Origin of the sequence: Phytobacter ursingii (genome assembly GCF_001022135.1) — a bacterium.
In the GTDB taxonomy this organism is placed as follows: domain Bacteria; phylum Pseudomonadota; class Gammaproteobacteria; order Enterobacterales; family Enterobacteriaceae; genus Phytobacter; species Phytobacter ursingii.
Map to the genome: position 1 here is coordinate 123,536 of NZ_CP011601.1, position 22,943 is coordinate 146,478.

General features: G+C 43.6%; 19 protein-coding genes. 12 read left to right on the forward strand and 7 right to left on the reverse strand.

Annotated features, from left to right (window positions below):
• Positions 1 to 442: 442 nt before the first annotated feature.
• The 4 genes from AB182_RS02510 (at position 443) to AB182_RS02525 (ending at position 3,517) form a co-directional block, all read left to right on the forward strand.
• Positions 443 to 1,495, forward strand: coding sequence for a hypothetical protein (locus AB182_RS02510; protein ID WP_001065778.1), 1,053 nt, complete (start codon positions 443 to 445; stop codon positions 1,493 to 1,495).
• Between the two features lie 19 nt (positions 1,496 to 1,514).
• On the forward strand, positions 1,515 to 1,715 hold the full coding sequence (locus AB182_RS02515) for a hypothetical protein (RefSeq protein WP_000594930.1): 201 nt from the start codon (positions 1,515 to 1,517) through the stop codon (positions 1,713 to 1,715).
• Positions 1,712 to 2,428: a DnaJ-like cysteine-rich domain-containing protein gene (locus AB182_RS02520; protein WP_000838219.1), complete on the forward strand. Its 717-nt coding sequence runs from the start codon at positions 1,712 to 1,714 to the stop codon at positions 2,426 to 2,428. The genes AB182_RS02515 and AB182_RS02520 overlap by 4 nt, the downstream gene beginning before the upstream one ends.
• A gap of 234 nt (positions 2,429 to 2,662) precedes the next feature.
• Positions 2,663 to 3,517 (forward strand): hypothetical protein, encoded by an 855-nt coding sequence (locus AB182_RS02525; protein WP_000970401.1) that lies wholly within the window; start codon positions 2,663 to 2,665, stop codon positions 3,515 to 3,517.
• An 8-nt stretch (positions 3,518 to 3,525) separates the two neighbouring features.
• Here the strand turns inward: AB182_RS02525 and AB182_RS02530 are convergent, their stop codons facing one another.
• A complete protein-coding gene (locus tag AB182_RS02530) occupies positions 3,526 to 4,299 on the reverse strand; it encodes a DNA adenine methylase (RefSeq protein WP_012477424.1) in 774 nt (257 codons plus the stop codon).
• A gap of 408 nt (positions 4,300 to 4,707) precedes the next feature.
• Between AB182_RS02530 and AB182_RS02535 the strand changes: the two genes are divergently transcribed.
• The 5 genes from AB182_RS02535 (at position 4,708) to AB182_RS02550 (ending at position 8,755) form a co-directional block, all read left to right on the forward strand.
• A complete protein-coding gene (locus tag AB182_RS02535; RefSeq protein ID WP_000114860.1) occupies positions 4,708 to 5,871 on the forward strand; it encodes a hypothetical protein in 1,164 nt (387 codons plus the stop codon).
• Positions 5,872 to 6,118: 247 nt separating this feature from the next.
• Complete coding sequence (locus AB182_RS02540) at positions 6,119 to 7,810, forward strand: DUF4942 domain-containing protein (protein WP_000096325.1); 1,692 nt, start codon at positions 6,119 to 6,121, stop codon at positions 7,808 to 7,810.
• The gene (locus AB182_RS32505) at positions 7,807 to 7,983 is read left to right on the forward strand and encodes a hypothetical protein (protein ID WP_000070862.1); all 177 of its coding nucleotides are present in this window, start codon (positions 7,807 to 7,809) and stop codon (positions 7,981 to 7,983) included. Before AB182_RS02540 ends, AB182_RS32505 begins: the two co-directional genes overlap by 4 nt.
• A gap of 60 nt (positions 7,984 to 8,043) precedes the next feature.
• Positions 8,044 to 8,487, forward strand: coding sequence for a hypothetical protein (locus tag AB182_RS02545; RefSeq protein WP_001805248.1), 444 nt, complete (start codon positions 8,044 to 8,046; stop codon positions 8,485 to 8,487).
• Positions 8,474 to 8,755: a hypothetical protein gene (locus AB182_RS02550; protein ID WP_000535423.1), complete on the forward strand. Its 282-nt coding sequence runs from the start codon at positions 8,474 to 8,476 to the stop codon at positions 8,753 to 8,755. Before AB182_RS02545 ends, AB182_RS02550 begins: the two co-directional genes overlap by 14 nt.
• Before the next feature lie 57 nt (positions 8,756 to 8,812).
• On the opposite strand, the gene AB182_RS02555 is transcribed toward AB182_RS02550, so the two are convergent.
• The gene (locus tag AB182_RS02555) at positions 8,813 to 9,439 is read right to left on the reverse strand and encodes a hypothetical protein (protein ID WP_000966518.1); all 627 of its coding nucleotides are present in this window, start codon (positions 9,437 to 9,439) and stop codon (positions 8,813 to 8,815) included.
• Between the two features lie 372 nt (positions 9,440 to 9,811).
• On the opposite strand from AB182_RS02555, the gene AB182_RS02560 reads away from it, so the two are divergent.
• The gene (locus AB182_RS02560; protein WP_047368896.1) at positions 9,812 to 12,268 is read left to right on the forward strand and encodes an Ig-like domain-containing protein; all 2,457 of its coding nucleotides are present in this window, start codon (positions 9,812 to 9,814) and stop codon (positions 12,266 to 12,268) included.
• Between the two features lie 1,107 nt (positions 12,269 to 13,375).
• A complete protein-coding gene (gene repHI2, locus AB182_RS02565) occupies positions 13,376 to 14,464 on the forward strand; it encodes an IncHI-type plasmid replication initiator protein RepHI2 (protein WP_000159528.1) in 1,089 nt (362 codons plus the stop codon).
• Positions 14,465 to 16,541: 2,077 nt separating this feature from the next.
• Here the strand turns inward: repHI2 and AB182_RS02570 are convergent.
• The 5 genes from AB182_RS02570 to AB182_RS02590 all read right to left on the reverse strand — a co-directional run bounded on the left by AB182_RS02570 (position 16,542) and on the right by AB182_RS02590 (position 22,021).
• The gene (locus AB182_RS02570) at positions 16,542 to 18,962 is read right to left on the reverse strand and encodes an Ig-like domain-containing protein (protein WP_000681217.1); all 2,421 of its coding nucleotides are present in this window, start codon (positions 18,960 to 18,962) and stop codon (positions 16,542 to 16,544) included.
• A gap of 464 nt (positions 18,963 to 19,426) precedes the next feature.
• Positions 19,427 to 20,014 carry a hypothetical protein gene (locus AB182_RS02575; protein ID WP_000491820.1) on the reverse strand — a complete coding sequence of 196 codons (588 nt, stop codon included), beginning with the start codon at positions 20,012 to 20,014 and terminating at the stop codon, positions 19,427 to 19,429.
• A 43-nt stretch (positions 20,015 to 20,057) separates the two neighbouring features.
• A complete protein-coding gene (locus AB182_RS02580) occupies positions 20,058 to 20,321 on the reverse strand; it encodes a hypothetical protein (RefSeq protein WP_000149862.1) in 264 nt (87 codons plus the stop codon).
• Positions 20,322 to 20,414: 93 nt separating this feature from the next.
• Positions 20,415 to 21,176 carry a methyltransferase gene (locus AB182_RS02585; RefSeq protein ID WP_001447802.1) on the reverse strand — a complete coding sequence of 254 codons (762 nt, stop codon included), beginning with the start codon at positions 21,174 to 21,176 and terminating at the stop codon, positions 20,415 to 20,417.
• Between the two features lie 80 nt (positions 21,177 to 21,256).
• Positions 21,257 to 22,021: a hypothetical protein gene (locus AB182_RS02590; RefSeq protein ID WP_000277498.1), complete on the reverse strand. Its 765-nt coding sequence runs from the start codon at positions 22,019 to 22,021 to the stop codon at positions 21,257 to 21,259.
• A 331-nt stretch (positions 22,022 to 22,352) separates the two neighbouring features.
• On the opposite strand from AB182_RS02590, the gene AB182_RS02595 reads away from it, so the two are divergent.
• A complete protein-coding gene (locus tag AB182_RS02595; RefSeq protein WP_012695482.1) occupies positions 22,353 to 22,868 on the forward strand; it encodes a hypothetical protein in 516 nt (171 codons plus the stop codon).
• Positions 22,869 to 22,943 lie beyond the last annotated feature (75 nt).

Here is a 22,943-nt window from a genome sequence, read left to right on the forward strand (position 1 = left end):
GCAAACTGTTTATAACATATTCTTGCAAATGCTTTTTACGCATTTACCTAAATGCCATAAGCATTCCAGTAAATGCCTTCCTTATTCATTCAAATGCTTTTCGCATGCATCCGAATGCCGGATCCTTTCATAAAGTTACTATAATCAATGAGTTAAAGATGCCGTGATCTTTACTTGAACTCTATTGATCTTTAGTGATCTAAAGAATTGATCTAACCTGTTGAAAACAATGATAAGTCCATATAAAACAAGGAATAGCGCTCCTTTATCAATATCTACAGATCGCAAACGGAAATGAAAGTGGGTTTACTATCATTGTTTTATTCAAGACAGTTTTTATTTTAATTTTATTAAGCAAATTTTTTGAGTTTACCTTTTAGATGTATCAGCCCTATTTGGCAAATTTGAGGTTCATGTATCATGTAGTAAACAGGAGGAAGATATGAACAACAGCAAACATACAGTCATTGAAGTGGATACTAATCTAGTTGAAATTGAAAAGGGATTTAATCCCCGAGAGGCGGTAATCGGAGATTTGTGTTACGAACAAGAACCTGTCAAATCGATGATTGTGTCAATCAAACAAGCCTTTAAGGAAGGAAGGCAGGTTGATATGATCAAGGTCGTAAAAAGAAAAGGTAAATATTTAGTTCGTCAAGGTCATACTCGTTTTCATGGCTTAAAATTAGCAATTTCTGAAGGTGCTAATATTCCAAAATTATCTGTTATCTTAATCGATTATAAAAACGAAATTGAAGAATACCTTGAGAACCTCGATGGTAACAGAAGCAATGGGCTAAATCCGGTTGGGCAAGCTCATGCATTAGCTCATGCTGTTAGTCTCGGGTATTCGGTTGAAGAACTAGCAATGCGATATCAACGATCAACTACCGCAATTCGTAATATGCTAAAAATCCTTGATATGCCATTAGAGCTTCAACGTTTGATTAGCCTAAATCTAATCAAAAAAACGCTCGCCATTGAAATAATGTTAAAATATTCCAACGATCACAAAATGGTTTTAAAACATATAGAAGGTTTCTTACCTGGCGTTAAGAATATTGAGACTACAACGAGCAAAATTGTAGGCATACCTGAACACAATGCAGCTGGAGCAGGACCAGACACCTTAAATAAAGGCGGACCAGAAAAGAAAAATTCGGCAGTCACACGTAAGACTTTGGGTATTAAGCGCCTCTCGCATAAGAAAACAGAACGGCTAAAATCTGAATTTCTTGAGCTTGTGGAAAGTACACATACGGAATCTATAACGAATACTCAAACAGAACTAAAATTTGGTAGAGATAGTGCACACTTGTTCAAAAATGTTGATAGTAAAAATGTAATATTTTCTGATGATGGTGTTCAAATAATCTTGAATGATGAAAAGCTAAATATTTTATTGTCTTTACTTAACGACGAAAATACAGCAATCATTCTTTCTAAACCAAAATTAGAAGAGCTTCTGGAAATTCGAGATCTCCTTAAGGAATAAAAAACCGAGGATTAGTTGAGTGATTAAACCTATAAAGCTGACTCTTATCGATAATTATAATGATTTGCTTCTAACTCATGAAGTCCTTAAACGCAACATGGAAGAGTTAGAACACGGTAAACGTTTTGACCAATTTCCTGAAGGGCATGACCACTATGAAAAAACTGTGAAAGAAGCTGTAGCAATCGTAGAGGCACGTTTGGAGGTGTTTCGAAAATGAAATCTCTTTTCTTTACTCTTGATGGTCATATGGTACCAGCCTCAGTGAATGTATCCCTTAACGGAGATGGAAATTATTATGCACCTATCGAAAGAGAATGTAACGAATGTGCGGGCACAGGCCACAAAGGGGCTGATGTATGTGAAAAGTGTCATGGGGTGCAAACAGTTGGACCCATTATTGAAAAATTAGTGGTACTAGAGCCAATTACCTTTCTCGATAACATTCCGGAACTGCGTGTTAACCCAACACTCGAAGCATGGAAATCCAGAAACCACGTACTTATTGAGAAAGCAAAAAAGGCTAACACTAAGTTTTCTAATAGTATATTGGCGCAACTAGACAATAACCGTTTTTTGACAGAACGCCAGCTGGATTGTTTCTTTACAACCTTTGATGTGATGTTGTCTGAAACTCCGGAAAATGAACAAGAAATTTTAAAACATAGCTACAATATCGGCCAGGTCATAAGCATTGAACTAACATTTACTGAAGTCAGGGCCGCGTACGCAAAAAGTAAAGGGAGTTATTTTTTTACATTTACTGGTAAAGTTAGAAATGACGGGATCGCTTTAACGGCCGATAAACAGGATCACATTTTATTGGGTGAACGTTATCATTTGACTGGAAAAGTCAGAAAATTCTATGATTTTGATTCGAAAAATTATGCTGCAATAACAGTTTTTAAGTTAAGTAAACTCCAAGACAGTTAAATGTTTTACTGCTTAAATATAGAGCCAAGACTTAAACTGTCGTTAGGACTCACTCACGTAATATTGTTGCTTACGCAATGGGTTTTATCCCTCATAAAGATCTGCGAGTATAAATCTTTTACATTTAAATTCCCCTCTATCACAACCTTTTCAATAGTAAAAAAATGATAATCTTATTAATTATAATTTTTAATTTTTTGTATACCAATACCATACAGTTAAGGCTAAAAGGTGATGATGGAGATGGACTTTAAAATGCACAATGATCTGGGTCTCGGTTTCATTTGTAAAAATGCAAGAACATCGTCAAAGCCAACGTTAAGAAAAGTTACTTTTCCGGTAAGCGCATATGAAACGTCTAAGCTTTCTTTAACCGGTTTTCAATGCCCCACAGCCTGCCGATTTCCTTTTTTTGTGCTATGCATGATAATCCATAACCATCTTTCGTCTGCATGCCCTATCAACCAAAATGAATGTTCAAATCATATATCGCAATTTTCTATCGACATTAAAGTACAAGATTGGCTTAGCCGTTCAAGAGTAGCGTTTATTGATTTCCATAATCTAAGAAATACAGATAAAACCACATTAATAACAGTGGAACATCTTGAAGCTTTACTTACTGTTATGTCAACTACTCTTGTCGCTTACGCTCCATATTCAAAAAAGAGACTTAACTTTAGCTTTCTAAATTCATTTACTTTGTCTAAAACTTCTCAAAGTTACACATTAACTTTCCCGGTAGTTCTCAGTCCGCTTTTAGATGCTCTTGGCGGTTTCATTCAGGAATGCATAACCGAAAAATTGTTAAAACGACGAAATTCGAATTTCATGGTTTACGAGTATCTTAAACGTTCAGGCCAGAGCTCTCATAAAGTGGAGGACATTAATAACGACTTACAGCTTAAAACTCTAAATATAAGACTTATGAGCGTCCTTACTGGGCTTTCTCAGCAAGGACTCATTTCATTTATTTGCGAAGGAAAGAGGGGCGACCGGAGAATAGAAGAGCTTCAGTTTATACCTTATGTTCAACGAACTCACCCTGAGGTATTAACTTTTCAGGAATGGATTAGCCCCGTTGATTAGAATTAACTCTATTTCAGCACGGCCAGTATTTCTGTTTCCGTTTTCCGTGTATTTGGCTTACTTCCTACGGATCGGTAAGCGCTGAGTCTGTGTATGACGAATCCACGCTCTTCATAGAGGCCCAAAGTGAATGGTGTCAGGCTATTTGATATCGCAACAGCAGCGCCTTTTCTGTGAGCGTCAACGAGCATATTTGCTAACAGCACGTGGTCGCTTTGGCTGAACGGTTTACCATCGTAACTGACAAAACTAGTTTTGCTTGTTTTGTCATATGGCGGATCACAATAAATCTGATCTCCTTCGCCGGTTGCGGCCAGAGTCTCCTCAAAACCAGCGGTGATCAGTTCAATACCTGAAAGACGAAATGAAAGGTAGTCTATTTTATTGAAGTCAAGCTTCAGTTCTGTATGTTTCCCCCAGGGCACTGAATAGATTCTTTCTGAGTTATAGCGGCACATACCGTTATAGCCCAGGCGATTCAGGGAGTAAAACAAAGCCGCTCTTTGAAGCGGTTGACCAGAAATACAGGTTTTGTTGAAACGGTCCCTCATCTCATAGTAGTCCTTTTCGACAAAGGTTTTATCCGCTAGGTTTTGGACCTGATTTATAAAGTTAGTTTTCTGTCTTTGAATAGTCCTGTATAGGTTGATCAAGTCTGGATTGCTATCTGCAAGCAATGCATTTTGTGCAAACATGTTCAGAAAAACGGCACCACCGCCTATAAAGGGTTCTACCCACCGGCAACTATGATCGTGTGGGTAGTGATGGCTGATGAAAGGCATCAGTTTCGTTTTTCCACCAGCCCATTTGATTATCGGCATGTGTCTGAGATGTCGAGTCAAAGTGTCTATACCTGAGAGAGAAATTTAGGTGCTGGTATCGTACCTAACCACGGGCTTTAACTAATAACTTAGGGAGCAAAAAAAAGTTGTTTAAGACGCACAGTTTTGACTTTCAGCATTGCGGATTTATAAGATTTTTCCTCACTGATACCTGAACTTTATGTTTTGGATTTATGTCTTTGTTTATGAAGCGATTTTGATGCCATCACAAGAAATGGGGAGCCCTCTTTTTTTGTGAAAAATCAGAATAGGCTCAAAAAGTACCTTTTTTGCGAAAAATTATGGATTTTTTTTTCGGTAGTATCCCCGCTACGCAGAAAGTAAGCAGAAAAATGTAACGGAGCCCCTATGAGTGTTTTACTGACAGAACCTACACAGCAAGCTAATGACAAGGTCTTTAAAACGGCCCATGTTGCCTTTTCAGTAGTTACTGGCACAGGTCGTTACGTCACTGGGCTTAAACAGTTCCGTGATGCAAACCCTGAACTTTGTACTGAAGTAAGTGACCAGAAAGCATGGGCTATCCACCCTTCAGTAATTCAGGTCACGCCAGGCTTCAACTCCCGCGAAATGGGAATGGGTGACGATTACTATAAGCTCCCTGAGGTTGAAGAACACATCTACAACATCAAGAATGCCTACATTCGAGGTGACTATGTAGACCCTATCCGAGTACGTGTCATTGATGGGGTACCTTTTGTTCGCCAGGGGCACTGCCGTTTAAAAGCCGCAATGATGGCATGTGATGAAGATCATGACATCACAATCCTTTGCGTTGAGATTAAAGAAGATGAAATTGGCTGTGAGCTCGCGACCATTGATGGTAACCGTGGTCTTGCGCTTTCTCCTGTTGCGCTTGGCGAGTCCTATCGTCGCCTACATTCTCTTGCTGGCTGGTCACTCGAACGAATTGCTCAACGTGAAAATAAAAGCCCGACGACCATCAGTTCTCTTATCCGCCTGACAACCTGTTCTGTTGTTATCAAGAAATGGATTCATGCTGACGCTATTTCGTATGTTAACGTGCTTTCACTGATCGATGAGCTCGGTGAAACAGAAGCAATTTCACGTATCAAGAAGATGATCGCGGAACTTGAGCAGGCCGATGCGAATGGCATCACGGTGAAAAAAACCCAACATGGTCAGGTACGAGTCAGACCTTCAGACTTCAAGCCAGCACGGATTCCGCCGGTTATTGCCACAAAAGCCGTAGAAGGCGTCAAACTCATCACCACCAGCTTATTACAGAAACTGGGGGATATTGAATTGCCGGAGATGACAGATTCAAGTGCTGACGAAGAAATCAACATTACGTTGAACCGCAGTACTCTGGAGATGCTGAGAAATCTTTCAAAAGAGATCACAGAATCAGAGAACAAGCAGCTTCGCCGTGCGGAGAATCGTCAGGCAAAACTTAATGGTGAGAAGCCAAAATACCCACGTAAAAAAAATGCTAAGAAGGCAGGGGAAGAGACCGATCAGGATACTGACCCACAGCCGGACGCAGAATAATTTACTTTTGGCAAAGTGTTGGTTTTGTCAGAGTCATTAAGGATTCAGGCTTTTTGCCCGCCTTTTTTAAACCTCCATGTATCGTTCTTGCCCCGTTTATGCGGGGCTTTTTTTTTGCTTCTTTCTATGAGTTGACATCTTTAAGTTTTATTCAGAGACATAAAAAACTTTTTCGTGTCACTGAACCTATTAGGTTACAGAGCGACGTTGCTATCCTGGTAAAAGTTTTTTCTAAAGGACCGGTAAAATGTCATCTCTTGATTCTGAAGCTAAACCCGATAATGCAGGTCACAGCGTACTGGCTTTAACAACCTCTCATAGCCTGGTGGTTAGCTCTTCTGAAACATTTCTTCCAGATATGCGCAAAGAGCTCGGCATTATCGCGGATCTTGTTGAGTCCTATAATGATGAACTCTGCTTGTTGAAACACATGGCTGTCCAGTTCAAAACCCACAATCACCAGAAACTTTATTCTTATCTCTCAGGCTACAACCACAGTATCTCTGAAGCGGATGCCTTGTTCGCGGAAAACGCTCTGAGATCTGAATACTGGAAACGCGTTATGGCACTCACTGATGTTTTGCCTATCATGTCGGATGCCAAACGTAACGAATGGGATAAGCAGTTTACGGCCGACCGCTATATTATGCCGCCTCAGGTGATCCCTGATTTCACAGCTGACGCTGTAGTAGGCACAGTCGTTGCTTTGCTTAATGACCGCAATCAATTTATTAAAGAAAGGGTTTACGACGTCTTCCAGTCTCTGAGCCGCAGTCATAAGACAAACAAAGCTTTTGGGTTCTCCACCCGCATGATCACTACCGGAGTTTGCGAGCCGTCTAAATACCCCTGGCAGAAATTAAGGGTGGATTTTAAAGAGTCTGGCATTTCACCACTGAGCGAGCTCCGCGTTATATGCGCATTCTTCCGTGGCGAACAGGTGAAGGCGATCCATAACACCAAATCATTGGTTGAGGCGTTGGTCGAACATGAGGGGTTCAGAAAATGGATCTGCATCGATGGCAACAGTATTCGTTTCAGGGTTTACAAAAATGGATCAATGCATATTGACGTCCACCCTGATATCGCCGAGCGGCTTAACAATATTTTATCAGCTATCGTACCGCTGGCATTACCTGCCGACCGCATGGCTCATAGCAAGAAATCTTTGGAGGCATTCCCTGTACTTAAGCAGTGCATCGACTTTGATACCCGGATGCAGCTTTCTGAACTAATGTTTAAAAATGACGGGGACAATAAATGGAGTTGCTGGACATCTTTAGGGTCTCTCGCCGAACGCAAATCTTCGAGTGTTGCCGCTGACACCCTTCGGTTCTTAGGGGCAACAGTAACAAAATACGATGTGACATTTTCCTATGATCCGTGTGAGGTTATTCGTTACATCGGCCAGATAGGGGAGATGCCTGATATTGTATCGCATCAGTTTTACCCTTCATCTTGCCGAATCAGCGAATATGTATATTCCCTGCTCGGTGCAGGGGAAGGGGATACCCTCCTGGAGCCTAATATTGGCCATGCGGATTTGCTTAAATCATTCCCTGCCGGTGTGATCGTTACTGGCATCGAGCTTGATACTTTGAATTGCCTTATCTCCCGGGCTAAGGGATACGATACGACAGAAGCTGACTTCCTCACATGGTCTAAGTCTAATCAACAGAAGAAGTTTGATTATGTCGTGATGAACCCACCTTTTGCCGATAACCGGGCCAGGCTGCATCTCCAGGCAGCTGCATCTCATCTCGCAGCCGGGGGATCTCTAGCAGCCGTTCTTCCATTATCTCTTCAGGGGCTCGATAACCTTCTGGGGGAAGAATTCCGGACGGAATGGATGGACGTTTTTGAGAACGAGTTTGAAAACACGACCGTTTCGGTTCGCATCCTGTACGCCGAACGTATTCAACAAGAGGAAGTCCTATGAGCAACCAACCCACCAGCCTGCCAGAAGAAGATATTGAGTTTGTTATGGATACCTTTCAGAGGAGCATGGGTAAATCCAAACCTGTCAGGGATACTCAAATAGAGGGCGAGAAACCGCAAAGTAAAGAGTCCGCAAACTCAACTGAAAACCCCGGTTATGAAGAATTCTTTTAATTACGCTCATGATATCCTGGTGCAGTTATTTAGAATGATATTTGAGGGATGGGGGACATTGTGATTAAAAGGCGTAACATTCGACGATCAGTTTATGGATTGCTTATTGTTCTTATCGCCGGAAATGTGTGGTTAGGCCTTAGAGCTGATAAAATTCATAAAGTGCGTTATCAGGATTTCTGGTCACCGGCAACTGTGATTAAAGTAACTGTAATGCCTTCAACGAATGAAATCCAGCTCAGTGGTAAAATCCCTAAATCGGTAAGAGTTTCAAACAATTATGTTGAGTACTCGTTACCGGGCACACTCTCGGACAAGACCATTTACCGAAGCGTGTTAGAAGATGAGATGCTCACTTTGCTTAATGCTGGAGGTCAACTTGAAGTTAAATACACTCTGGACAAGCAGACAAATCGAACTAAGGTATGCACTAAGTGCTTACGGGTGATTAAAGATATTAACCATCAATATTCAGCCACTGAGGTAAAGCATGGGCAGTCCTAAATTTGAAATTGCTGAGCAAATTAAAATGTGGATCGTTGTTTATCTAGTTTGCTTTTTAGCACTTTACTGTGTGTTAAGCGCTCTACATGCGCTTTATGATCCGCTAAATTTACCTGCCCTGACGTGGCCTATCAGCTGGTTCGTGGTGCCTGAAATGACAAGTTTTGGCAGTGCATTATTAGCTTTTGTCCTAACGCCAGGCCTTTGCTCTATAATTGCTGTTTTATTCGGTAAGTCTACCTTTAAAAAAGCTAAAACAAAAATATAGAGTTAATTAGATTGGTGGCTCAGGTTTATAAAACCTCTCACTAGAGAGGTTTATTTATTATTTTTGACTGAGATTAACAGCGTTTTCCATAAATGTATCAATAACAACCGTAAGAGACTGGCTGGTACCATGGCTATACTCAGGCCAAGGTAAAAAAGGATATGAAGAATACGCCATCAACATGATACTGGTTGGGCAACGCCAGTCCGTTGGAACACCTTTACTGTAATGGACAATCATAGCCGGGCGACTACAATCAATATCTCCAGCGTTTTTATCGAGTACGAAAGTAGCCAGAACGCCGGTGTCCTTCTGGGATACGAAAACAAGGCTGTCAGTAAAAATAAAGGCCATTAAGGAAGAGGCCAGGAAAGCGCCAGTAAATAAGGACTTCTTCTCTTTCCAAACGCGTCGAGCATATAACCCCATTAGCGCTACCGCTGAAACCATTCCGGACCACTGAGCACCCAAAGAAAAATCTGTTACTGTTTTAGATGTCATACTTTCATTAATAGTAATCATTGCGACAATGAATGGTGATGCAATTCCAAGTGTTGCTAGGACTATCAGCGATATTTCAGACCGGTTTTCTTTAGCGGATCCTTTACTTATTGCAGACATTGCTCTGAACATAACGAATGTACTGTTGAGCATCAGAAAACAGCATAAGAGCATGTATAACATTGGGTTTCCTCAACCTAGAAGTGATGGTTACCCTGTTATTTTACATAAATTTGACTCAACAGATGCTTTTAAAATCTCGCTTCCTTGAATTTAAAAACATATCAGCACAATTGGCAAACATAAAGGAGCAGCGTCTATCAAAAGTTACTTTTATGATTGGTTGAATACTCATTTTGAAGGCTAAAATCCAAAAAAGTGGGTACAAAAAGTTACTTTTGCGTCATCCAGATGCACTGCCGCCATTTTGCATTCTGTACGTTGGTTGCTTTCTCACTTGATGTCTCTTTTAACAGGCAAATTATCACTTTATCCGACCGGACCTTGTAGGCTGAATCCGTAGAATAAGGCTATAACCTATTCCCGGAGCATCATATGCGTAAAACTCTAATTGGCTGCATGGTTGCAACTGCCCTTGCTACTGTATCTTCGGCACATGCTCAGGTATTTAGCTACTCATTTACAGATACCAATAAGGCTGTTCGGAATATTAAGCCTGCAACACAAACATATCTTAATCCCGCTGGTGTTTTGACTCTGAACTTGATATCGGGTCTTGATCGGTACGAGCGAGTGACGGTCACACGAGACAGCGATAAAAAGGTTATGTATTCCTCCGTCTCGACCAAAACGAGCGTTGCAGATCGTATCGTTGCTGCCGATGGAACAGAATACTATGGAAAGGATATGGTTCTACCGGCGCTCGGAGAAGGGACCTTTACTGTAGTCAATGAAACTCTGGATATTCGCCAGACTGTAGTGAGCACATCTACTTATCATTTCATCGTTGATACAACTCCTCCACGCTATAAGAGTATTTATCCGAGTCAAAACGCAGGTTACGACATGGTACTTTCTGGGCCACTTTGGGAGTTGGGCCGAGGCGGTAGTGGCCAGTTTTCTATATTTGCAGACGGTATTGAGGATGCTAGTGGAATTGCCAAGATCCGTCTTGTCATTAAACGAAGTAATGGTTCTGTGGTCTCCGACAATAACCTGAGTTATGACACAGCCAATAAACGTGCGTTCTATCCGTGGATTAAAGATATGAACACCCAGGCTGGCATGCCCTCAAGTGATCTTGATGAAGAATTCACCTTCAATTTCATCGTTACGGACCTGGCAGGAAATACGCTTAACATTCCTCCCCAGCGGTTTTTATATGACGATCAAATGGGAGAATTTACGCCATTTGCAGTTCATGACTCACGTGTAAGCACCAGTGTTGTACCCGGCATTTCTTCGGGATACGTCCCGTTTAAACGAGGCCTTACAGTGCTGGAAAACCCCTACAAGTTGGTTATACGTATCCCAAGAACTAACTGGAAGCCATATCGAAATGGTGGCATGAGCATTACCAATAACTATGGCGGAGTACAGGTCCTTTCCGAAGATGCCACCTATGTCTACGTGGAAGTTAAGCTGCCACAGGGTGCCTTAGATGGAAACTACTATAGACCTGTGAATACATATCAATGGTCTGGAGGAGATCTTGGTCAGTATGCCAGCTGGCTCAACTGGGATCCTGCCTCTGTAAAGAGTCCGGCTTGGGGAAGTTCACCCATAGAACGACAAAAGGCTGATGGAACATGGTTCAACAGCGTAAACTGGAACCTGTTCAAGGCATCTGATATGCCTATAAAACTTACTAATATCCGGTTCAATGTACAGGCTAGGCCATATGATCAAAAAATCACTGGCGGAGCAACATGCAGTATTCCAACTGGCTCAACAACCTGTACCGTCTCTTTGCCCCAGGATATTATAAATGGCACTACCGGCTATCTTCATAGTGGCTATGAAGTAAGGTCAACCACCGAAGCAACCTTCTTTGCCCCTATATGGGAGAATATAGCCTGGCATACACTGGGTCCCTCCGTCACTGGATTTGATTACATTGAAACCACCAACATTCTCCAGGTTTACGTGAATCAACCTGGAGATGGTTCATATTTCGACCATGTTTATGTAAATCGAGTTTGGTTGTCAGATAAAAACCGTAACAACGCAGAAATAAGCGTAACCGGCAAACAAACAGGTAGAAATATGGCGTCTGGGAACTACACGTATGAGTTCAACATGAAAGAGGTACCAGAAGGCAGTTATAACGTGGTAATTAATGCCCAAGATACATTCAACAATACCGGTAACCTCCCTTATCAAACTGTTGTCGTTGATAATACAGCACCATCTGTAAGTATTAGCTACGAAGGAAAACCGATCAGCAAAAACGTAACAGTATATGGGCTGGAGAACGTCCGTATACAGCTCACCGATGCTCTAACTAAACCATCCTTAAGCCGTATGACTCTTCGCGGTGGCCCTGTTTCTGATGCGGTGGAATTGTCTTGGGTGAATCTGGGAAACAACCTGTATGCACCTAATTATCCCAAGATCTTTCCGTCTCTTAATGAAGGCGAAACATACACTCTCACAGTTCAGGCCAAAGATGAGATGAACAACGTTAAAGAAAGCTCAGTCGAATTTAACTACCTTCCAAACAATCTCGTCAGGCTAGAGAATCTGAAAACCTTAGCTGTCAATGCTTCTCTCAAAACATCTGACAATACTCCTCTGGCTGTTCTGTATGCCAGCCAGCTGCGTAAAAAGGATGGTTCAATCGCTACAGGGCTTCAGGACGCAGTGCTTACTGTCCGTAAGGACGCTGCATTCGGCGTGACTGTAAATGGTGTTTCTGCGATGCCAGGTGAAAGCAAAGAGCTTCAACTGGATTTGGGGCTCGGGGACAGCCGTAGCTTTCCTATTTTCCCTGCTGTATCCGGCCTTACAGGCAGATCTGAGTTCATGATTAACATTGAAGAATTAAAATAAAGCAGGGCTGTTTTGCTGAAGCACAACGGCCGTCTTCTGATGCGCCGTAGCCCATGTTGTTGCAAATCAGTCCGACGTTCATTGCGTAAGTAACGCTTACTGCGGACCATGGTAGTGATTAGACTCACTACCATGGTCATTTCACCACATATCTTCTCTGCATTGCTCTTGTTGGGCAGACTAGTAACTCGTCACTAAATTGCAGCTTTTGTCTTGCTAAGTCGCTGGTATAACTGCACTACGAAATCGTCAAAAGATTTTATCCCTCATGTAGATCCAATAAATGATCCCAAAGGTGCCAGAGAGTACAAAGAAGATCCCGGTACGCTGTAGGCCGCATGGTTACTGGGCTGGAGCATTGTCACTGACAACAGTAGCGACATAAGTGACAACGGGAGTGACTTAAAAGACAATGGTAGAGACTATTTCGACGTTGGTAATGATTTTAAGTGACAATGGTAGTGAGGTTAGACTTAAACTTCCACTGTAAGGTAAGGTGACTCGCATTATTTAAATAAATTATTACTTTCAATTACTTGCGACACGAGTCTGCATGTATGCTTCTATTTCTCAAAAATTTATCCACCGAAAATGCCTGTGGCTGTGATTTAGCTTTGACGACAGTTTTTATCAGGGAGGCAAGTTGAGACCTGTATAAGAACTAAGCATTTATTTATCCCCATTTTCCACAAGGTAGTTCCAATAATTAGTACCTTAGTGTTCCTGATAGATCAAAAGAGATCCCCGCTGCCTCCAGGCCAGACGGCACAAGGCCTGAGACGTGATCAGTGACAACAGTAGTGATTATTTTGACATTGGTAGTGATTATTATAACGTTGGTAATGAGTTTTTTGACATCAGTAGTGATCAGAGCGACAATAGTAGTGACTTTTCATTAGATCTTTTTAACTTGATCTGATCCGTTGTTGATAAGAGTTGCAGGTCATTGTATGCAAAGAGTTTTTGCCAAGTTTTAATGAGTGGAGTCGTTTTTTTAGGTAGAACTTATGCACAGATATGGATCATCACAATGATCCATCCAGTGACATAGAGTTCGCTGGGGCTTACTATTCACCAATCTGTTTACACATTCAGTGATAACTTATTATGACTAAAGAGAAAGATACTGAGCAGCAGGACCTGGTCACCAGGGCTTTCTCTGTTAGAGAGAAAGAATCAGGTAAAGACATCATTTTGCGTCCTAACAGCAACCGTACGGTGCAGTCTATTGCTTTGATGCGGCTCGGGCTGTTCGTCCCATCACCAAAGAGTGTGGGGCGTCAAAATCGGGAATATAAAACGGTTGGCTTTGACGCAACGAAAGAGTTACAGACGCTCTCTTTAATGGAGAGCGAGGGGTTCACCAATATTTCAATTGTCGGTGAGCGTCTTGATATGTCAGTAGATTTTAAGACGTGGATGGGCATCATTCGAACCTATGCCAATCATCCGATTAACAATGACACGATAAGCTTAAAATTCACTGAATTCCTCAAGCTATGTACGCCTGAAAATTATCGCTCATCTACAGCGTCCAGAAAACGTATAGACGCCTCCTTACGCAGGTTAGCATCCGTTACCTTGTCGTTCACCAGTAATAACTCGTCCAAAGTCTATACAACGCATCTGGTACAGTCTGCCCTGTTAGACCCGGAATCAGATCAGGTTGTCCTTCAGGTTGATCCTAAGATTTTCGAGCTCTATCAATACGATCATAAGGTTTTGATGCAGCTGAAGGCAATTAAGGAGTTGGCCAAGAAGGAAAGCGCCCAGGCTCTCTATACGTTCATAGAGTCATTACCGCCAAATCCTATACCGATATCCCTTACTCGGCTGAAAAATCGTCTGAACCTCAAAACACGAGCAAATAGTCAGAATGCTACCGTGAGAAAGGCTCTTGAAGAGTTGGCATCGATAGGATACCTCCAGTACACCGAAATTAAGAAAGACGGAAAAGTATACTTCCAGATTCATAAGCGGGATCCCGATCTGAATTTGAACAATACTCAGCCTCCTTTAGAAGTGGTTGAAGATGAAGAAGAGAACTCAGGGTCTTCTGTTTTAGAAGGTGAGTTATGCCCACCAGCTGACCCGATAGACGGCGATGATGTTCTTACCGTCCATGATTTAACCGCTGAAGAACTGCGCTATATTCGTAGTCTTCGAAGCCAGAAAAAGAACAGCAACGCCAGCTAAAGTTAACCCGGCGGTTCAGGCTCCGGGTGCTAAATTACTTCTTCGATTTTCGTTAGTCCCAGCCCGCTCTTTCACGTCAACGGTAATGAGTCAAAAGTCATTACCGTTGTCATTGTTCTCTACCACCCTATGTAGATCGAGATTGCGAATTCAACGCTTTCTCCTGAGTCACCTGTTAACACCCGGTTTCTACGCTTTACTTCATTGGCCAGTACATCCAACGGAAAATATCGTAACGGGGTGACAATGGCAGTGAGTTGACCCACTCACTACCATCGACATTCAAATCCCGGCTTCTCTGGTAGCTATAGTGACAATGGTAATGATGTGTACCTTACTGGCATTGTCATTGTCCTCCGAGTGTGCGTTCAGCTTTGGGAGGACACCGGAACTTAATGCGGCGAGTCACGGCCATTGTGAATCTCGATTGGATTGGCGAATACGGCTTCCGGTTGGGCCAGATGTCAATGGTTATGCTTCATCCAGCTCATTACTGTAGTCATTGCCGTTCAGCTGAGCTGATGCTCCTCTCATTCTATGTGGCGACAACGGTAGTGAGCCCAGAAAGTGACTACCGTTGTCATGGCCGTCCAGTAGAGCGGGTCAACCTCTTAAATCACAGGGTGACAACGGTATTGAGCCCAGAAAGTCACTACCGTTGTCATGGACGTCTGGTTAAGCGGATCTACCTCTCAATTCACAGGGTGACAATGGTAGTGAGCCCAGCAAGTCACTACCGTTGTCATAGTCGTCCCGTTGAGCAGATCAACCTCTTAACTTACAGGATGACAACGGTAGTGAGCCTATTAAGTCATTACCGTTGTCATTGCCATCCAGAAGAGCGGATGATCCTCTCAATTCATACGGCGACAATGGCACTGAGCCCAGCAAGTCACTTCCGTTGTCATAGCCTTCCAGAAGAGCAGATGAGCCTCTTAATTAACAGGGTGACAACGGTAGTGAGCTCATTAAGTCATTACTATTGTCATGGCCGTACAGCTGAGCTGATCATCCTCTCAATTCACACGCCGACAATGGTAGTGAGCTATTAAAGTCACTACCATTGTCATAGACGTCCAGTTAAGTGGACCATCCTCTCAATACACACGGTGACAACGGTAGTGAGCCATTAGAATCACTACCGTTGTCATTGCTTTTCAGGTGCACTGATAAGGCTCTCAATAGACACGACGACAATGGCAGTGAGCAATTAGAGTCACTTCCGTTGTCATTGCTTTCAGCTGAGCTGATAAGGTACGTCATTTACACGATGACAATGGCAGTGAGCCAATCGAGTCACTACCGTTGTTAATGCCGACCAACCGAGGGAAGGGTCCGCTCAAAGAACTGAGTGACAACAGTAGTGAGATCATCCAATCACTACCATTGTCAGCTTAAACCTGTAGGACGAAGAGGCTTGTCCGATAAAATGACGACAATGGAAATGAGCCTATCCATCACTACCACTGTCATTAAAGTCCAGCGGTTCAACGTTAATCAGTAGCTCCGGATGACAATGGTTGTGAGTCAGGCAATTCCCAAGCATTAAGTGACAGCAGCGTAACACCTCTAAGCTCACTCCTGTTGTCAGGGGTTAGGGTATTGAGTCTCTACCGTCGTCAGTGTTTCTGAGACACCAGTATTGCAGATCACTACAATTGTCACTTAAGTATCGACGGGGGAATAGATGCAAGTGACTGGCTAACCAGTACCAGTTTAGATTCAAAACGATCCCATCTTTGTGGATGCACTTGAGTAAGCTCGTATGACGATATGTCAGAGAAGTGACAACGGGAGTGAGTTGCCGGACTCACTACCGTTGTCATCCCCGGTTGAAGGAAGAGGATCCCCGGGGCTGTATATTTACCGGGTATCCTTACTCAAGGGTTTCGACACTCACTCCCATTGTCGTAATCAACGAGTGTGCATTGTCTTTTAAAAGCATCGCTGGAAACGTACGATTAAAGTAACTTTTCTTTCGGTTCTTCCTTGCGAATCTCTGAAGACGTACTGGCTGATCGGAGTCAAGGAGGGCAGTAAAATTGAAGCCGTCAGTTTTACTGTCGGCTCCGGGTAGTTACTTCAACTCGTCGATCTGAATCATGAATTCTGAGGTGCCAACTTTCCCATTTTCGGAAGGATAAACGGGTAACAGAAGATTATCCCCCTGGCCCATATCTATTTGCACCTCAACTGACTCACCTGGAGCCGCCTGTGCCCCGTTAAATTTAATACCGAAGGCTGCATCCTTCCGCACAGTCAGCGTTGCGTTCTGGACCCCTTTAGCAATTTCTCCATTTGTCTTACGCAGAACGTTAGTGGACAGGTACGCAAGGGGTACGCCATCTGTCGTTTTGAGAGGCGAACTGACCGATAATGTGCGTAGATTATGTAACTGCACAAGGTTATTCGGTAGATAACTGAACTTCTGAGTATAGGTTTTGGTATTCGACTGACTATCGGCAACTGTTACGCTAATTGAATAATTTTCAGATGGTTCGAAATTTGGGAACAGCCTCGGATACTCAGGCATGTATGTATCTTTGCCTGCCGGTGACCACGTAAGCTCAACGTTATCAGCTGTGGGGCCACCTACGAGCTGAAGACGGGTTATCCTCGGGGTTGTCAGATTATCTGCCAGAGCGATCCTGAGGTTCTCCAGGCCGTACACTACCGTATCGTCTTTTACCGGCTTTCCGTCGAATGTTATGGCCACTGTCGGAGGAGTGTTATCCAGAGCAATTTCTCCGAAAGTTTTATTGGTCTGGTTCTGGAAGAAGTCCCTGATGTTGACCTCAACGTTGTATTTTCCTTCAGACTGACGGGATAAATCATAAGCAATCGTGTAGTTACCTGAGATACGAGATTTGATTACGCCTGTGGGTGACATCCGGGTACCGGTGTTCTTATCGGAAAGATAAAATTCCCTCAATGAGACCGAGTCGAACCAGTTACCATCGCCTTCAAGTGACGCCAGTACATCCAGCTGCTTGTTAGTCTCGTCATATGATATCGAGTTTATTACCGGCAGTTGTTTATTGTTCCAGCGTGTCATAATCCATTGCTCAGACCGCAAAATGGGATTGCTGATGCTGCGAACGAAGTAAAGGATCCTATTGTAGCCCTGGGTACCCAAGGCCATATCAAACGTCTCAGGCGCTTCACACGAGGTTTTTCCTGCCGGAATGGTGCAGGTCGCCTTACCGCCGATCTCTTGTGCAAAGGGCCGGGCTTCAACGTTAAAACGAAGTCGGGAAATTTTAATTGGCAGTCGTGATGAAGCCACACTCTCAAAATCCTTCCACTTAACCCAGTTCCCCTTGTCATCGAGGAAATCTACCCAGGTACCCGCAAATGCAGGCGTTTGGTTTGCAGATGGGTTTAGAACGAGGCTGTATGACGGATAATACCCTCCCCACTGGCCAAAGTTCGCCATACGAGCCATATCCCCATTAATTGAGCCATAGGGAAGAGTCATTTCAACATAAGCATAAGTGCTGTCTACAGCTATCTCTTTGGGGGCGGAATATTGATTGATGAACTGAAGCCCACCTTCTGAATAAGCACGGTAGTTAGATTTTGGGATCCGGTAGACTAATCGAATAGGGTTTTCGTTAACGACCATACCGGCTTTGTAAGCCGGATAATTAGAAACCCCGGGTACGACGCTGGAAGACGTATTTGGATCATGAACGGCCCACAGTGTCATCTCACCCAGCGTGTTGTCGTAGCGAAATTTTTGAGTTGGCAGCGTTCGGCTATTACCTGCGTTATCGAAGATAACAACTTTTGCAGTAAAGTCTTCATCCAGGTTGCTGTCTGGTATTCCGGTTCCCTTAACTGAATTCTTAGAGTAAGTGTGGTACATCTTTTGGCCGGATACGTCATACTGCATCTGTGTAGTGCTGTAGAGGCTACCGTCCTGCCTGTAAATATATATTAGGCCCTTATCAATACCATTTGCATCACTTACGCCCGAAGAGGTGAAGTCATACTGCCCCGTTGCCTCTAATCCAAGCTTCCACACGTCACCAGCGGTAGAGCCAGAACCAGTATTAGCGGTAAGAGCATTTGCCGCTGGAGGGGTGACATCAATTAGCCAGTTATAGTTATAGGTCGCTACAGGCTTCTGATTGAGATCTAACACGTTTATCTGAACGACAAATTTGCCTTCACCCAAAGCAGGCAAAGTTACTTTTTTGCCGTAGAACTCACTACCGTCAGCAGCTGTTAGTCGGTCTGATACACCCGTCCGTGTAGTCGTAGTATTAAGAATGACAGTTCCAGTGTCTTTCGTGACTTTGACATTAACGAAACGATCAAGACCTGAAATAAGTGTCAAAGTTACCGGTGATGCCGGATTAAGCATAAGACGAGAAGACGGGGCGTGGATCTCAATACCGTTCGTGTCTTTAAAGGCCGATTCATATATCTGAGCTGGGGCCTGAACAGACATACCGAGTCCGGCTACAGCAGTAATAAAAGCGAGATGTTTCATTCTTATTCCCCTTTAGGTTTGGTGTTATTTTAAGCTTTTCCTAAAGGTCACTATGTTCGTAAAAGTATAAAAAACTTCTCCATATGGTGCTCGAAATTACAAATCTATAATTTGCCTTTCGACAAACCTTATTGTGCGTTCAGGACGGAAATCTTTCTTTTTGGAATTACATCTGACATTTCTGTGGTGTCCAAACTGGCAACGATTGCAAAACTTATAACATTAGCCTGAAACTATCGGCATCCACATATCGCATTAAGTGATGCTTTTACTTTATGTAAAAAAGAATCAGGATAAATTAGGTATGTCAGATATAAATGCGTTAACGGACGGCATATATGAATCAAAACCTGGCGGCATTACGCCACCAGTCGAGAGGGGAGTGAACCTCAGTCAGTACGTCTACCTTCGTTCCGCAAGGCGCTTCTTGTTGTGAATTACAAACTGCCCTGGCGAGAACTGCATCATTTCACCCCTAGCAACACACGTGCCTCTTCAACGGTTTGCCAAGAAGGCATTGCTACGCCAGATTGAGTGCCGTTGCCCCTGCGCTCACCTGTGTCACATTCTACATAAAGACGCATCAGCATCGCTTCTGTTTCAGCGGCCCGGCTATTATCCATTACCAGTTCTGCTGCGCGTCGTAGCTGTTCTGGAATGTCATTCCACATTCCCGCACCACTTCTGTCTTTGTTAGTGAGCAAGTCTTCAATAGCAGATGAAGCCATGTTAAGCAGGTCAGCCGAAACTAAAGGCATCGGCGGGGCGGTATAGAGGATTCGACGTCTTCCGCGTCTGTCTGGATCGTATTTATCATAAAAAGCTTTGTTCACATCTTCCCAGTGCCACTGAAGTTGCCCGGTTGCGTCATGGTGGCAAAACTCGCACTGATAAACAGGCGCAATCGACATAACTGCCTTTCCAATACGTGCCAGTACAGCAACTTCGTCAGCTCTGAGACTCATTGCTTCGCTTGGGTTACTACCCTCGGCAAATTCCAAAATTTGTTCAATACGTTCTGGTGTGAAAGTGGTCATAGGCTTTGAAAACATATTTTTCCAGTTGTGCTTACCATATCATCAGGCATTAGGAGCGTTAGCGAATAATTAACAGGTCAGGACCAAAACTAAATCCTTCCCCCATACGGTCTTCATGACGGGAGACATATGCCTTACCGTATTTCTCCAGATCCTGTAAGCGATCTTTTGCCAGATTCCACGAGTATTCCTGGCCCCACACGGGTCCGTCACGCCCGTCAAAGCGGTCAGGTTTACAATTTGCTTTCAGAAGAGCGTAGACATGCTCCACCGTGGGTAGCTGCAAAGCACTATTAGCCTGAGAAACGGCAGTATGCGTCATTTCTGTTCACTCTTTATTGATTTAGTCAGTTAAGCCGGTCAGGTAACTTTAACCGGCTACTCGTATTAAGATTTCTTTCCGGTTGCTTGTCAGTTAGCGGCGAAGATCAATTTCAAGGCGGGCTGTTTTGACCTTTGTTCCGGACTCCCTAAATGTATCATCCGGAAGAGGCGAAATTTGTCCGCCAAGTTGTTTGACTCGCTCCCTGAGCGCTTTTGTCAGTGTGTCTTCCCGGAACAATACCCCAGCTGACAGAATGGCCTGTAAGCGACCTCGCTTAGCGAGCATTGCGATGGCATGCATGACATGTTTAACGTCAGAGCGTTTAAGGAATGGTGGATTCATAACGATAACATCAAAAGTTTCATCGGGCTGGTACCCAAGAAAGTCGGTATGCACCAGCTCGACTCCTGTGCTAAGGACACTATCGTTCTTCACTGCAAGGAATCGCTCATCGTTCAATTCGATCCCGGTAATCAATGCATCCGGAGCCGCCAGTTTTAAGGCTTTCAGAATGCGGCCATCACCAAACTCTGGCTCCAGTACACGCTCCCCGGCAGCTGGTTCAGCGCGTAGAACCATATCTGTGACTAAATTCTCAGGTGTAGGGAAGAAATTGAACAGATCTCGTGGGATGTCAACCGAACCTGTCAGAATGATTTGCTCGATACGCTCAGCTGCATCCGCCGTAAAAATATGTGCCTGCTCTTTTCGGTTCCATTTGCCACCGGCGGCTTCGAGCACTTTGTTTGTCTTAACATAAATGCTGCGGTCGAGCTGGTCGGCCAGGAAAAGAAAGTTCCCTTCAGCACGGCAGCGAGATAAGACGTTCAGAACTTCAGTTGAGATTTGCATTAAAACTCCATTAAGAGGATTTACCCGCCTGGCGGCAGCGGGTTGGTTACTTAAACGGGACAATTCAGATTTGGCCTTGGTTAGTCGGCAGACAACAGCAGGGATGGGCTGTTATAAGAGAAGCGGTCAACGGGAGCCTTATCAAATCGCTGACCGCTTGCATCAGGGGTCAGAACGAGTCCGTTATGGGCGCAATGAATGTGGAGCAACATATCCCCGCCGGTGTTGATGTGTAAGGCAGGCACACCCTGATCGATTTCGAACATGACACCAAAACAGGGGTTACCTTCCTTGTTAACAACTTCACAGTGGATGTTATGTTGGCCGGTAACGCTGACCTGATAGGCCTGACTGTCCTCTTCTGGCAGTGTTTCCTCCTCCAGGCGCCAGTCCTGAAGTGTGAGGCTAATTTCAGGGGTGTCATGCTCTTTCTGAAGAGCCTGGATACCTTTACGGAACAGCTGCATCATTTCAGGAGTAAGGCAGTCTTCCTCAGCTCCAAAATGTTCTTTCCAGCCTTCAGGATCTGCATACATCCAGACGTTTTTAGCGAGCGAAGGTAAGGAAGCATCAGGCTCTACAAGGAGGTGAGGGATGTTCTCTTTGATTCCGAGATAACGTACCGGCTGGCCATTAAGCGGTAACCCATCCGACACTGTAACTTCTGTTCCTGGCAAGACGACGCTGTTTACCAGACCTCCACAATGTTCGGCCACCACGCGGCCTAAATCTGCCATAAACATCCGATGCTTTTCTGGTGAGTCCAGCTCACCAAGGAGTTCAGGTTTAAGCAGTAAACCGGTAATAATCTCAGTCAGTTCACGAGGAGATACTAATTTATACATTTTGTTTTCCTTTTCTGTGTTGGCTTTATATTACCAATCCAGATGCACGAGCTAATAACCTCCAGACAACTTTTTCAAAAATTATTTACTTAAAGCAGGGTGCTAATATGCGCAAGAAATGAATTTAGGAAGGACGGCTTCAAATTTAACTTTTTGGTTTTTTATTTTAGACGGACTTTAAAATAGCATCGTTGATAAAATAATAAACATGGTTTGTTTTTTTGTTTGTATTGACAATCAAATGGGTATAAATTAATTTACTTACATGGCGTATATTTAACGCCACCGCCCCGGCGGCACCGGGCATAAAAGGAAAACCATTTTGAAACCGATGCTCAAAAAAGATTTTTTTTCAGCTATTGAAAACCTTCTCAAAGCTGGCTTTCAACCTCGCTTTTACACTGTTAACAGTGGCCGAATCGGTCTCATTACATTCACTGATAAAAATGGAACAAAACAGGTTGAACAGGTTTATTCCTGCACTTCTTTAGCCGCCAATACTTTTGGAAAGCGCTTCACCACTTGGTTAGAAGAAATTTTTCAAAAGCATAATGAAGAAAAAGTAGCTGATTCCGGGTTCGAGGTTGGTAGCCGTGTCTGGGATAAATTGATGTATACGTTGCGCACCATTTCAGAAATTCGTGCCGGGGGGGTGCTGGTGCTGGATAACGGTGCACAGCGTACACTGGATGAAGTGCAAAAAACGGCACCTGAAACAAACCAGGTGGAGCCAAAGGAAATCTCTTCACTTCAGGAGCTGCTGAACGCTTCCAAAAATCTGGAGCCGACTTCGCCTGAGCTAATTGCGGCTCTTAATGAGGCTCTGTCAACCGCCATAAAACGGTGAATGCAACGGCAGTCTGGCACATCAGGCCTTGTCAGAGATTAGGCCTGAAAAGCACTTACGTACCGATATAACACC

Bases quoted from the DNA above. Each gene is read 5' to 3' on its own strand.
- AB182_RS02520 (WP_000838219.1), top strand. From the start codon at position 1,712: ATGAAATCTCTTTTCTTTACTCTTGATGGTCATATGGTACCAGCCTCA.
- AB182_RS02560 (WP_047368896.1), top strand. From the start codon at position 9,812: ATGCGTAAAACTCTAATTGGCTGCATGGTTGCAACTGCCCTTGCTACT.
- AB182_RS02555 (WP_000966518.1), bottom strand. From the start codon at position 9,439: ATGTTATACATGCTCTTATGCTGTTTTCTGATGCTCAACAGTACATTC.
- AB182_RS02570 (WP_000681217.1), bottom strand. From the start codon at position 18,962: ATGAAACATCTCGCTTTTATTACTGCTGTAGCCGGACTCGGTATGTCT.
- AB182_RS02585 (WP_001447802.1), bottom strand. From the start codon at position 21,176: ATGCAAATCTCAACTGAAGTTCTGAACGTCTTATCTCGCTGCCGTGCT.
- repHI2 (WP_000159528.1), top strand. From the start codon at position 13,376: ATGACTAAAGAGAAAGATACTGAGCAGCAGGACCTGGTCACCAGGGCT.
- AB182_RS02550 (WP_000535423.1), top strand. From the start codon at position 8,474: ATGGGCAGTCCTAAATTTGAAATTGCTGAGCAAATTAAAATGTGGATC.
- AB182_RS02540 (WP_000096325.1), top strand. From the start codon at position 6,119: ATGTCATCTCTTGATTCTGAAGCTAAACCCGATAATGCAGGTCACAGC.
- AB182_RS02510 (WP_001065778.1), top strand. From the start codon at position 443: ATGAACAACAGCAAACATACAGTCATTGAAGTGGATACTAATCTAGTT.
- AB182_RS02590 (WP_000277498.1), bottom strand. From the start codon at position 22,021: ATGTATAAATTAGTATCTCCTCGTGAACTGACTGAGATTATTACCGGT.
- AB182_RS02525 (WP_000970401.1), top strand. From the start codon at position 2,663: ATGATGGAGATGGACTTTAAAATGCACAATGATCTGGGTCTCGGTTTC.
- AB182_RS02530 (WP_012477424.1), bottom strand. From the start codon at position 4,299: ATGCCTTTCATCAGCCATCACTACCCACACGATCATAGTTGCCGGTGG.
- AB182_RS02580 (WP_000149862.1), bottom strand. From the start codon at position 20,321: ATGACGCATACTGCCGTTTCTCAGGCTAATAGTGCTTTGCAGCTACCC.
- AB182_RS02595 (WP_012695482.1), top strand. From the start codon at position 22,353: ATGCTCAAAAAAGATTTTTTTTCAGCTATTGAAAACCTTCTCAAAGCT.
- AB182_RS02575 (WP_000491820.1), bottom strand. From the start codon at position 20,014: ATGTTTTCAAAGCCTATGACCACTTTCACACCAGAACGTATTGAACAA.
- AB182_RS02535 (WP_000114860.1), top strand. From the start codon at position 4,708: ATGAGTGTTTTACTGACAGAACCTACACAGCAAGCTAATGACAAGGTC.
- AB182_RS32505 (WP_000070862.1), top strand. From the start codon at position 7,807: ATGAGCAACCAACCCACCAGCCTGCCAGAAGAAGATATTGAGTTTGTT.